This window comes from Pseudofulvibacter geojedonensis (genome assembly GCF_042675745.1).
Classification (GTDB): domain Bacteria; phylum Bacteroidota; class Bacteroidia; order Flavobacteriales; family Flavobacteriaceae; genus Pseudofulvibacter; species Pseudofulvibacter geojedonensis.
The window spans coordinates 343832-355622 of record NZ_JBHTJM010000008.1 but is presented as its reverse complement, the minus strand read 5'-3'; the positions used below and the strand labels follow the sequence as shown (position 1 = coordinate 355622).

Sequence of the window (11791 nt, the reverse complement as noted above, 5' to 3'; positions counted from 1 at the left end):
TTTTTATAAAAGTACACAATATTTAAAACACACCCCTAAAAAAACAGGGGTATTTATGTTACTAAATCGTTAAAACCCAAAATTACCCCTATAAAAAACATATTATTAAAAGATTAAACATATATTTGCATCGTTAAAAACAACAACACTAATAATTTTAAGTATTATGGCTAAAATTAAATTAGAGTATATCTGGTTAGACGGATACAAACCGACTCAAAATTTAAGAAGTAAAACTAAAGTTGAGGAACATGAAAATTTTCAAGGAACTTTAGAAGAATTAGGAAACTGGTCTTTTGATGGGTCTTCTACACAACAAGCTTCTGGTGGAGCGTCTGATTGTTTGTTAGTACCTGTTGCTATTTACCCAGACCCAATGAGGATTAACGGTTATTTAGTTATGACTGAAGTTATGAATGCTGATGGTACTCCTCATGAATCTAACGGAAGGGCTACTATAGACGATAATGATAATGACTTCTGGTTTGGTTTTGAGCAAGAATATTTTATTATGGATAAAACCACACAATTACCTTTAGGTTTCCCTGTTGGTGGTTATCCTGGTCCTCAAGGAATGTATTACTGTTCTGTAGGAGGAAGAAATACGCATGGTAGAGATTTTGTTGAAGAGCATGCTGACTTATGCATTGAAGCTGGTTTAAACTTTGAAGGAATTAACCAAGAAGTTGCTTCTGGGCAGTGGGAGTTTCAATTATTTGCTAAAGGAGCTAAAAAAGCTGGAGATGAAATTTGGATTGCTCGTTACTTACTAGATCGTTTAACCGAAAAATACGGCTACTATATAGAATACCACCCAAAACCTGTAAAAGGAGATTGGAACGGTTCTGGTATGCACGCTAACTTCTCTAACGAAGTATTAAGAACATGTGGTTCTCAGGCTGTTTATGAAGAAATTTGTGAAGCGTTTAGACCAGTAGCTAAGGAACATATTGCTGTTTACGGGGCATATAATGATCAACGTTTAACTGGATTACACGAAACTGCTTCTATTAACGATTTTAGTTACGGAGTTTCAGATAGAGGTGCTTCAATTCGTATACCTATTATTACTGTAGAAAAAGGATGGAAAGGTTGGTTAGAAGATAGAAGACCAGCATCTAACGGAGATCCTTATAAGATTGCTGCAAGAATTATAAAAACTGTTAAACCAGTTTCAGAAAAGTTTAAATAAGCTTCTCAATACAAACAACAACACACAACAACTAAAAAAACCACTGAGATCTTATTCTTAGTGGTTTTTTTATTAAAGTAAATATGATACGAAAAGCAACACTTAACGACGTAAAAGTCATCACCAATATTTACAATTATTATGTAGAAAATGAGATGCCAACTTTTGAAGAAAATCCAGTTACTACAGATTTCTTTAAAGAAAAAATAAGCACTAGTTCAGACAGATTTCCGTGGTTAGTATATGAACTAAACTCATCTGTAATTGGTTATGCTTACGCAAGCCCCTGGAAACCACGATCGGGTTATCGTTTTACTGCTGAGATTTCTATTTATTTACAACATAATAATACTGAGAAAGGGATAGGCTCTTTATTATACAAAGAACTTATTAAGCAATTAAAAGAAAAAGGATTCAATAGTATTATTGGAGGCATCACACTACCTAACCCACCCTGTGTACGATTGCACGAAAAATTTGGTTTTGAAAAAGTAGCTCAATTTAAGCAAATAGGAACCAAATTTAATAAGTGGGCAGATGTAGGCTATTGGCAATTGTTATTAAATGAATAAATAGTTCACCTATATCAAAAAACAATAGTTTTTTACTTAGATTTACTTAACTAAACAACCAACCATGATACAAAAAACTATTGTCCTATTATTCATTTTATTAGCAAACTTTAGTTACTCACAAGAAACCAATAAAACTCCTGAGAAATTAGCCCAACAACAATTAGAGGCTTATAACGCTAGAGATATTGAAGCTTTTTTAATTCCATATGCAGAAGACGTTGAAGCTTATAATTTTCCTGATAAATTATTATTTAAAGGGAAAGAAGCCATGAGGAAAGGTTATGCTCAAATTTTTAATGAAGTAACCAATTTACATTGCGAGGTAAAATCTAGAATGATTCAAGGAAATATTGTTATTGATAAGGAATATGTGCAATTTGGGTAATAAAACTATTAATGCCATTGCCATATATCACATAGAAAAAAACAAAATCAAGAAAGTATATTTTATTCAGTAAAAGTAACAATAAATGAATATAACTCCTTTTCCAAAGATATCTACTAATAGGCTTTTATTAAGAAAAATTAATGAAATAGATGCTGAATCTATTTTGTTTTTAAGATCGGATAAAATAGTTAACCAATTTATCCAAAGACCACCAGAAAGACAAATCAATACTTTAGATAAAGCTTTAGCTCATATCAACAAACTAAACACACTAACAGAAAATAACCAATCTATAACTTGGGGAATTACTTTAAAAAATAACCCCAATATTATTGGTACAATTTGCCTATGGAATTTCTCTAACAATAATACCGTTGTAGAAGTTGGATATGATTTACACCCAGACTATCACAGAAAAGGTATTATGAGTGAAGCACTAAAATCAGTAATTCAATTTAGTTTTGAAGAACTTAAATTTCAAAAAATAGAAGCTTATACTCATTTAAAAAATGAAAGTTCTAAAATGCTTCTGGAACGAAATGGATTTAATTTAGTTGAAAATAAATATGATGAAGACAACTCTTCAAATATTATCTTTGAAATAATAAATCCTAAACAAAAGCCAAATAAATAAATACCATATAAGCTGCCAACAATAAAAAACCTTTAAAACGAGTTACCACAAACTTTTTAGGTAATAAAATAAGTGGTAATAAAACAATAGCAATGGCTAACATCCAGAAAATATCATTACTTAAAATCTGAGGAGCAGTTACAGGAATTGTTTTCACCAAACTGGTTAGACCTAAAACAGATGCTATATTAAAAATATTAGAGCCAATTAAATTACCTATAGATATCGCTTTTTCTCCTTTTAATGCCGCTATAACAGAAGCAGCTAATTCTGGAATACTTGTACCTATTGCTATCATAGTTACAGAAATAACAGCTTTACTTACTCCAATTTGTTTTGCTAAATCTACAGCTCCATTTACCAACCATTCAGAACCAAAGAATAGAGCCAACCCACCAATAGCTAGCCATAAAAATATCTTGCCATAACCAACTGTTGCTAATTGATCATCTACTTCATCAGAAGCGTCTTCTTCTTTACTATTTTTCAATAATACTATTAAAAATATAATCAATCCTAAAAACAATCCTCCACCTTCTATTCTATCTAACTGATTGTCATTCCACAAAAAATAATATAGTAACAAAGAAAAAGCTACCATTACTGGCCAATTTAATTTATAGAAAGATTTATCAACTGCTATTGGTCCTATCAAAGCAGTAACCCCTAATACCAAAGCTATATTAGCAATATTAGACCCAACAACATTGTTAATAGCTATTGCTGGAGAACCATCAAATGCAGCTTGCATACTTACTAATAATTCTGGTGCAGAAGTAGCAAAAGAAACCACCGTCATACCAATAACCATTTTAGAAATGTTTAGTTTAAATGATAAGCCAACAGAAGATTTCACTAAATAATCTCCACCTATAACTAATAATACTAAACCACCTAAGAGGTATAAAACACTTTCCATTAAATCTAAAATTTTAGCGAAGATACATATAAATGACATATTTACAGCTAAAAAAAATAGCTAAAAATATATTTTGCTAATATTATTTGCATAATTAATATTTTTTTGTAATTTAGAAAAACATTAAAGCGCTATAATAATTAATTGTTTAACTCTAAAAACTTAAAACTATGCTAACATTTATCGGGATTTTATCAATAATAATAGGAGTTATAGCTATTGTAGCTAAAATTATATTTAAAGAAAACAAATATGCTAACATAATTAGCAACAAAGCTTCAGGGGTCTTAATAGCTTCTGGTTTCTTACTAAGCATTATATCAGGAATGTTCTTTTATGCTGAACCAGGTACTGCCTATGCTGTTCAATATCCATGGGGAGGACAAAAAGCAGTTTTTAGACAAGGACTAAATGTTAAAATGTGGGGGCGATTAATACCAATTCAATTTGAATTACCTATAAAATATGTAATACCTAATGAAAAAGGTGCATTAGGAGAGCAAAGCAAATATACTTATGTAAAGCCTTCTAAACATTGGGAATTTAATGATGCAGTAAAAGGTAAAATTGCCACATCTGTAGTAATTAGCATTAACACAAATGATGATGACCAATTTTTATCTGTAGCTGATAGAAATAAAACAGAAAAGAATTTAGTTTTTTCTAGAATCATACCCAATATCGATCAAGCTATAAAAAACACTAGTAAATTAATGGCTGCACAAGATTACATATCTGGACAAGCTGCTGACTTTGATAGATATTTTCAAGATCAATTAGAAAACGGCATGTATGTTTTAGAAGAGTTTACTCATAATGAAACACCAGATATTATTGGAGATACTACTGTTATCAGAAAAATTGTCAATAAAGAATCAAAGCAAAAAAGGTATAGAATAAAAATGCAAAATGGAGAACCAGTAAGGGTTAGTGGCAATTCATTAAAATCATACGGACTAACTGTTGTTCAGGCTGTAGTAAATGAAATTGATTGGGAAAACACTTTTGACAAAAGATTACAACTTCAAAAAGAAGAAGTTGCCCAAACACAACTTGAGAAACAACAAGCTGAACGTGAATTTTATCGTGCACAGAAAGAAAAAGCTAAAGGAGAAGCTAACAAAGCTCAAGAAAGAGCAAAATTAGAGAAAGAGCAAATTCAGAAAACAATCACAGCTGAGACGGAAGCTAAAGTTGCTGAGTTTAATTTAGTAAAAGAAAAGAAACAATATGAAGTTGAATTATTTAAAGCAAAAAGTAAAAAAGTAGCTGCAGATGCTCAATATTACGAAAATGCAAAATTGGTAAGTGCTGGTCTAACTCCACAGGAAAGAGCAGAATGGCAATATAAGACTTCTGTTCATGTTGCTAAACAATTAAAAGACTTAAACTTACCCGATATTTATATACAAAATGGTGAAGAATCTGGGAAAGGTAATGACTTATTACAATCGTTAATTGGAGCAGATATGGCTAAGACTATGTTGAATAAAAATAATGGCAACTAAAAATATCAATCTCTAAATTAGAAAGGTTAGCAAAGTCTAGCCTTTCTGTTAGCTTTAATATTTAAATATAAAGTATTACAACAACTGTTAAACTTTTCTAAAACTAGTTTTTTTTAACATAACACAATTTTTTTTAAGCTATTTTTATACTAATCAATTAATTAACTAAAAAACTATGTATATGTCAATCATCAAAAAAGGAATAGTTGTTTGTAGTTTAGCAGCTTTTGTATTTACACCAATACAAAATTTTGCCACTACTTCTACCCCAACTCTTTTCAAAATTACTAAAGATCGTGAAATTAAAATCACAATAGACAAAGACACTAGAGATAGTGAGTTTAAAGAAATTACCAATACCTTAAAAAAGCATGATATTGAAGCCTCTTTCAGTAAAATAAAACGCAATAAACAAGGTGAAATAACTGGAATTAAAATTGAGTTAGAAGACAATAAAGGAAATGCATCTTCCACTTCTATTTCAAGTTCAGAACCAATTAATGCTATTACTTTAGGAGCTAAAAACGATAGCTTATATATCACTTCAGAAAATTCTAATAATTTTAGTTTCAATGGTAAGCATTCTCTCTCTAAGCATTTTGATTTTTCTTTTGATGATGAAAAAGATGAAATGATTATTAACGGAAAAAAATACCATTTCGATGAGATCAAGAAAAAAATGAAAGACGCTTTTGTTTTTGAAGAAGATGAAAACGGGAAACGTATGATTTTAAAACTAAACGATTTTGATTTTGACTTCGACTTTGATCAAGATAACGGTGATGTTGATGAAAATGTTTGGATTGAAAAGAAAACTACGCAAAAATTCCGTTTCATAGACGATCCTGAAATAGAAAAATACATTGTAATTGATGGAAAAAAAGCTGACTTCAAAAGGCTTGACGAATTAGCTAAAGCAAACAAATTAAATAAAGTAGACTTTTTAAAACCTGAAACAGCTATGAGTGTTTATGGTAAAAAAGCAAAAGACGGAGCTATTATAGCTACTACTAAAAAATAATAAAAAGCACTAATTAATTCTTAAACTCGTTCTAAAATGAACGAGTTTTTTATTTTTGTCAAAAATCTTAAAGAAGTGAAAAAAACATTCTTTAAAATACTCGCTAAAATAAACAAGGCTATATTTCCTAGCTTTAGCAAGAGAAGATTAGATTTAAGTAAAGCCTCTAAGTTGCAGTTAGCAATAATTGGTTGGCGCACTTATGTTACTAAAAGAGCTTTAGATTAACGAGAAATATTTCGTTAAAACTTCCCTATTTCCTTTCCTTAAAATTGTGGCAATCCGTTCAGGATGCTTATATTTGTACTTCAAAATTTTGAATACATGAAGATTTCTTATAACTGGTTAAAACAGTTTATACAATTAGATTGGACTGCTGAAAAAACTGGTGAATTACTAACCGATTTAGGTTTAGAAGTTGAAGGCATAAAAACCTATCAATCTATACAAGGAGGATTAGAAGGTATTATTGTTGGTCACGTATTAGAATGTGAAAAACACCCCAATGCCGATAAATTAAGTGTCACTAAAGTAGATTTAGGAAATGGCTCTCCTGTGCAAATAGTTTGTGGAGCTCCTAATGTAGCTGCCGGACAAAAAGTTCCTGTAGCAACTATTGGCACACTACTGTATGATGCTGACGGTAAAGAGTTCAAAATTAAAAAAGGGAAGATTCGCGGAGAAGAATCACACGGAATGATTTGCGCCGAAGATGAATTAGGTTTAGGAAATAGTCATGATGGCATTATGGTTCTTGATAATACTTTAGAGCCAGGAACTCCTTGTGCTTCTGTATTTGAAATTGAAAACGATGAAGTTTTTGAAATTGGATTGACTCCAAATAGATCTGATGCTATGAGCCATTATGGTACTGCTAGAGATTTGCGCGCTGGTTTAATACAACTCGGAGAAAAAGTAGAACTAATATCTCCTTCAGTAAGTGATTTTCATGTAGAAAATAGAACTTTAAAAATTGATGTTTCGGTTGAAAATTCAGATTTAGCTCCAAGATATTGTGGTGTTACAATTAGTGGGTTAATGGTAATGGAATCACCTGAATGGTTACAAAACAGATTAAAAGCTATTGGTTTAACACCTAAAAATAACGTTGTAGACGTTACAAATTATGTATTGCACGAACTAGGGCAACCCTTACATGCTTTTGATGCCAATAAAATAGTTGGAAATAAGATAGAAGTAAAAACATTACCAACTGGTACTAAGTTTACAACTTTAGATGAAATAGAAAGAGAGTTACACGAAGATGATTTAATGATCTGTAACGCTGAAGGTCCAATGTGTATTGCTGGTGTGTTTGGTGGTATTGAATCGGGTGTTACCGAAAGTACTACTTCTATTTTTCTAGAAAGTGCATACTTTAATCCTGTATCTGTTAGAAAAACTGCTAAGAGACATGGAATGAATACAGATGCTTCTTTTAGATTCGAAAGAGGAATCGATCCTAATATTACTGAATATGCTTTAAAAAGAGCTGCTCTACTGATTCAAGAATTAGCAGGCGGAGAAATTACTTCAGATATTATTGATTTGTATCCTAATAAAATTGAAGATTTCCAGGTATTCTTATCCTTCGAAAACACAACCAAATTAATTGGTCAAGAAATTCCTAGAGAAACTATTAAAAGTATCTTAACCTCTTTAGATATAAAAGTTAACAACGTTACAGAAGCTGGTTTAGGACTTACAATTCCTGCTTATAGAAACGATGTTCAGAGAGAAGCAGATGTTATAGAAGAAATCTTACGTGTTTATGGTTACAATAATATAGAGTTTTCTAACAAGCTAAACGCTACCATGAGTAACTCTTCAAAGTTTGAAGATCATAAAATACAAAACGTTATAGCTAATCAATTAATTGGTCAAGGTTTTAATGAGATGATGGCCAATTCATTAACTAGTTCAAAACATTTAGAACTAACCACTCAGTTACTAGAAGAACATAATGTAACTATGCTTAATCCTTTAAGCCAAGATTTAGCTACCATGCGTCAGTCATTGTTATTTTCTGGTTTAGAAGCTGTAGCTTATAACATTAATAGAAAACAAAGTGATTTAAAGTTTTTTGAATTTGGAAAGACATATCATAATTATGAATCTGGTTATTCCGAAAACAAGCACTTAAGTTTATTAATTACTGGTAATAGAACTCAAGAAAGCTGGAAAGGCACGCATCAAAAATCAGACTATTTTTATTTAAAGGGAATTGTAACTGCTATTTTAGCTAGATTAGGTGTAAATAAAATAAAAACTTCTCCTATTAAAACCGATGTTTTATCAGAGGGCATAATTCTTAGCTTAGGAAAACAAAAATTGGTTGAGTTCGGTGTTGTTAAAAAAGCTATTCTAAAGAACTTTGGAATTAGTCAAGAAGTTTTATTTGCTGATTTTAACTGGGATAATATTTTAGAAGTTGCAAAATTTAATAAAATAAAATTTTCTCCTATCCCTAAATATCCTGCCGTAAGAAGAGATTTTGCATTATTGTTAGATGAAAAAATCACTTTTCAAGAAATTTTTAATTTAGCTAAACAAAGTGAACGCAAACTTTTAAAAGATATTAATTTGTTTGATGTTTATGAAGGTAAAAACTTACCTAAAGGAAAGAAAAGTTATGCTGTTAGTTTTATGCTTCAAGATGAAGAAAAAACACTTACCGATAAGCAAATTGATAAAATAATGAATAAACTGCAAACTACTTTTGAAAAACAACTAGGAGCAGAATTGAGATAAAAGTCATTACTTTTTTATAAAACGCTGAAATGTCACTTCATTTCAGCGTTTTTTTTTATCTATTAATCCAATCAAATTGTAAGGAAAGAAACTTTTTATTAACTTAATAAAGGAAATTAAAACAGTAAAATATGGGGTTATTTACATTACAAAACAATTTAAAAAGGGTTTTCACTGGTTCGCTAGTTCAAGTTCAAGCAATAGAAACTCGTTTACTCGATCATCAAATAAAAGGTATTACTAAAAATCATTATAATTCTGGAATAATGGCAGGTTTTGGAGCTAGTAGCCAGGTTCAACTGTTTGTCGATAAGAGAGACTATAAAATAGCTTATCAAATAGTGAGCGATTATTTATCCGATTACAACCTAAAGGCGGTTTAAGTAATTTCATGGGTTAAATAATTGTTAAACGCTTTAAGAGCTCTGCGCTTTCTCATACTTTTGTATTAGTATTTAAAATAAAACTTTACAATGAATAAAATCATTTTATCTATACTTAGTATAACTTTACTGAGTGCGTGTGTTTCTAAAAAGAAATTTAGTTCATTAGAAGCCGAAAACAAAAAGAATAAAGACTTATTAAATACCGCTACAGTTAAGCTAAATTCTTGTCTAGAGGAAAGAGCTTCAGCAACTGCTCGTTTAGCTTCTCTAGAAGAACGTTTAGCTGAGTTGCGAAAAACCAATGAAGGCTTAATAGAAAGCTCAAAAGAACTAACCGTTTTAACAACTAAAGGAGCTCAAAACTTAGAAAAATCTTTGGAATCTTTAAAAGAAAAAGATTTAAAAATATCTCGATTACAAGATGCCTTATCTAAAAAAGATAGTGTTACCTTAGCTTTAGTAACTAGTTTAAAACGTGAAGTTGGTATTAGTGATCCGGACATTAATGTAAATGTTGAAAAGGGAGTAGTATTTATATCTATAGCAGATAAAATGTTGTTTAAAACTGGTAGCTATAATGTAACTTCTAAAGCACAGACTGTTTTAGGTAAGGTAGCTAAAGTTATAAATAGCAAACCTGATTTTGAATGTATGGTTGAGGGCCACACTGATAATGTACCTTATAAAAAAGGAGTTTTATTAGACAATTGGGATTTAAGTGTTAAACGTTCTACAGCTATTATTAGAGTATTACAAGAGCTTAAAGTTAACCCTAGTCAGTTAATTGCTGCAGGTAGAAGTCATTATGTTCCACTAGTTGAAAATAACACTGCAGAAAATAGAGCAAAAAACAGAAGGACTAGAATTGTAATTCTTCCTAAGATTGATCAGTTTTATGATATGATTGAAAAAGAAATGAAAAATCTTGCTAAAGAAGAATAAAGAAAAGTCATTCAATACAAAAAACAAAAGAGCTTATAGTTTATAAGCTCTTTTGTTTTTTGTGAAGTTTACAAATTAAAAACAAGTTATAATTTCCCTCTAATTATTTCCCCTAGCTCATTTACCACAACCCTTTTTATTTTCTTATCCTTTTTCATAATTACTTTGTATTCTTTTTTAGTAATTCTACCTTGTTTTTGAGCATAAGAATACTTGTCTGTTATCATAGACCATCCAGGAAATTTTTTAGCCAAAGATTTTCTAATATTTTCTGGCAATTTGGCATGTTTGTAACGTTCAACTACAGACATTAACTCACCAGTAGCACTAAACGAAGCTGCTAACACCGCCCCTTCTGTCTTTAGAATAACAAAATATGAGTTTTCTCCGTCTATTTTATCATCTAAGTTATAGGCTATAAATTTATCTTCTAACCTTGCCACCCTTGCATCTGGATGCTTATCTGGCAAATAAACAGAAAATTCTTCTCCTGCTTTCTTTAAAACAATTTCTGGTAGTCCTCCTGCTTCTAATAATTCTTCGTAAGTTTCTTGTTGGGCATAAATTCCTAAAATAAATCCTAAAGAAAGGATTAAACTCATTAACTTTTTCATAATATAAAATTTTAAGATTGATGAATCATAGCCAAAATCTATCAGGCCATTTAATATGAAAAAAGAGTTTTCAATAAATTAGTTAGTCAACATTTAACCGTGAAAAGTAAACTCAATAAAAAGAAATTGGGGAGGCTTTCTAGTAATAAAGAATAACGATTCTAATGATTAATTAGAATTATTAGAGTAGTATCAAAAATACAAATTAATAAGATTTGTTTGTGTTAAGTAAATTATAAAACATCTAGACTGCCTTTTCCTTCTCGAATTATTTCTGCTTCGCCTTGAGAAAAATCTATAACTGTAGATGCTGTATTATCTCCGTAACCACCATCTATAACAATATCTACCAAATTTTGCCATTTTTCGAATATCAATTCAGGATCAGTGGTATATTCTATAATATCATCTTCATCATGTATAGAAGTAGACACAATTGGGTTTCCTAATTCTTCTACAATAGCTCTTGCAATATTATTATCGGGTACACGAATACCAACCGTTTTTTTCTTTTTAAATACCTTAGGTAGGTTATTATTTCCTGGAAGGATAAATGTATACGGACCTGGTAAAGCTCTTTTTAATACTTTGAAAACGGAAGTATCTATTTGTTGTACATAGTCACTTAAATGACTTAAATCGTTACAAACAAAAGAAAAGTTAGCCTTTTCTAATTTAATCCCTTTTATTTTAGCTATTCGTTCAAGTCCTCTTACTTTAGTAATATCACAACCTAAACCGTAAACCGTATCTGTAGGATAAATTACAATACCACCATTTTGCAATACTTTAACCACTTTGGCTATTTCTTTTGGGTTAGGGTTATCGTTGTATATTTTTATAAATTGTGACATCTTTAAA

General features: G+C 30.4%; 13 protein-coding genes. 10 read left to right on the top strand and 3 right to left on the bottom strand.

Annotated features, from left to right (window positions below):
* The first annotated feature begins 166 nt into the window (after positions 1 to 166).
* The 4 genes from ACFQ1O_RS08910 to ACFQ1O_RS08895 all read left to right on the top strand — a co-directional run bounded on the left by ACFQ1O_RS08910 (position 167) and on the right by ACFQ1O_RS08895 (position 2789).
* Complete coding sequence (locus ACFQ1O_RS08910) at positions 167 to 1192, top strand: glutamine synthetase beta-grasp domain-containing protein (RefSeq protein WP_377715521.1); 1026 nt, start codon at positions 167 to 169, stop codon at positions 1190 to 1192.
* A gap of 83 nt (positions 1193 to 1275) precedes the next feature.
* The gene (locus ACFQ1O_RS08905; protein WP_377715519.1) at positions 1276 to 1764 is read left to right on the top strand and encodes a GNAT family N-acetyltransferase; all 489 of its coding nucleotides are present in this window, start codon (positions 1276 to 1278) and stop codon (positions 1762 to 1764) included.
* Between the two features lie 64 nt (positions 1765 to 1828).
* Positions 1829 to 2152: a nuclear transport factor 2 family protein gene (locus tag ACFQ1O_RS08900; RefSeq protein ID WP_377715517.1), complete on the top strand. Its 324-nt coding sequence runs from the start codon at positions 1829 to 1831 to the stop codon at positions 2150 to 2152.
* 85 nt (positions 2153 to 2237) lie between these two features.
* Positions 2238 to 2789 carry a GNAT family N-acetyltransferase gene (locus tag ACFQ1O_RS08895; RefSeq protein ID WP_377715515.1) on the top strand — a complete coding sequence of 184 codons (552 nt, stop codon included), beginning with the start codon at positions 2238 to 2240 and terminating at the stop codon, positions 2787 to 2789.
* Here ACFQ1O_RS08895 and ACFQ1O_RS08890 read toward each other — a convergent pair.
* The gene (locus ACFQ1O_RS08890; protein WP_377715513.1) at positions 2767 to 3708 is read right to left on the bottom strand and encodes a calcium/sodium antiporter; all 942 of its coding nucleotides are present in this window, start codon (positions 3706 to 3708) and stop codon (positions 2767 to 2769) included. The genes ACFQ1O_RS08895 and ACFQ1O_RS08890 overlap by 23 nt on opposite strands.
* 170 nt (positions 3709 to 3878) lie before the next feature.
* Here ACFQ1O_RS08890 and ACFQ1O_RS08885 point away from each other — a divergent pair, with 170 nt between their 5' ends.
* The 6 genes from ACFQ1O_RS08885 to ACFQ1O_RS08860 all read left to right on the top strand — a co-directional run bounded on the left by ACFQ1O_RS08885 (position 3879) and on the right by ACFQ1O_RS08860 (position 10316).
* Positions 3879 to 5216 carry a hypothetical protein gene (locus ACFQ1O_RS08885; RefSeq protein ID WP_377715511.1) on the top strand — a complete coding sequence of 446 codons (1338 nt, stop codon included), beginning with the start codon at positions 3879 to 3881 and terminating at the stop codon, positions 5214 to 5216.
* A gap of 181 nt (positions 5217 to 5397) precedes the next feature.
* A complete protein-coding gene (locus tag ACFQ1O_RS08880) occupies positions 5398 to 6237 on the top strand; it encodes a hypothetical protein (RefSeq protein ID WP_377715509.1) in 840 nt (279 codons plus the stop codon).
* 75 nt (positions 6238 to 6312) lie between these two features.
* A complete protein-coding gene (locus ACFQ1O_RS08875; RefSeq protein WP_377715507.1) occupies positions 6313 to 6465 on the top strand; it encodes an SsrA-binding protein in 153 nt (50 codons plus the stop codon).
* A 96-nt stretch (positions 6466 to 6561) separates the two neighbouring features.
* Positions 6562 to 8988, top strand: a complete 2427-nt coding sequence (pheT, locus tag ACFQ1O_RS08870) for a phenylalanine--tRNA ligase subunit beta (protein WP_377715505.1) — start codon at positions 6562 to 6564, stop codon at positions 8986 to 8988.
* A gap of 131 nt (positions 8989 to 9119) precedes the next feature.
* Positions 9120 to 9371, top strand: coding sequence for a DUF2007 domain-containing protein (locus ACFQ1O_RS08865; protein ID WP_377715503.1), 252 nt, complete (start codon positions 9120 to 9122; stop codon positions 9369 to 9371).
* Positions 9372 to 9461: 90 nt separating this feature from the next.
* Complete coding sequence (locus ACFQ1O_RS08860; RefSeq protein WP_377715501.1) at positions 9462 to 10316, top strand: OmpA/MotB family protein; 855 nt, start codon at positions 9462 to 9464, stop codon at positions 10314 to 10316.
* A gap of 86 nt (positions 10317 to 10402) precedes the next feature.
* Here the strand turns inward: ACFQ1O_RS08860 and ACFQ1O_RS08855 are convergent, their stop codons facing one another.
* Positions 10403 to 10930 carry a hypothetical protein gene (locus ACFQ1O_RS08855; protein WP_377715499.1) on the bottom strand — a complete coding sequence of 176 codons (528 nt, stop codon included), beginning with the start codon at positions 10928 to 10930 and terminating at the stop codon, positions 10403 to 10405.
* Between the two features lie 233 nt (positions 10931 to 11163).
* The gene (locus ACFQ1O_RS08850) at positions 11164 to 11784 is read right to left on the bottom strand and encodes an L-threonylcarbamoyladenylate synthase (RefSeq protein WP_377715497.1); all 621 of its coding nucleotides are present in this window, start codon (positions 11782 to 11784) and stop codon (positions 11164 to 11166) included.
* Positions 11785 to 11791: the final 7 nt, after the last annotated feature.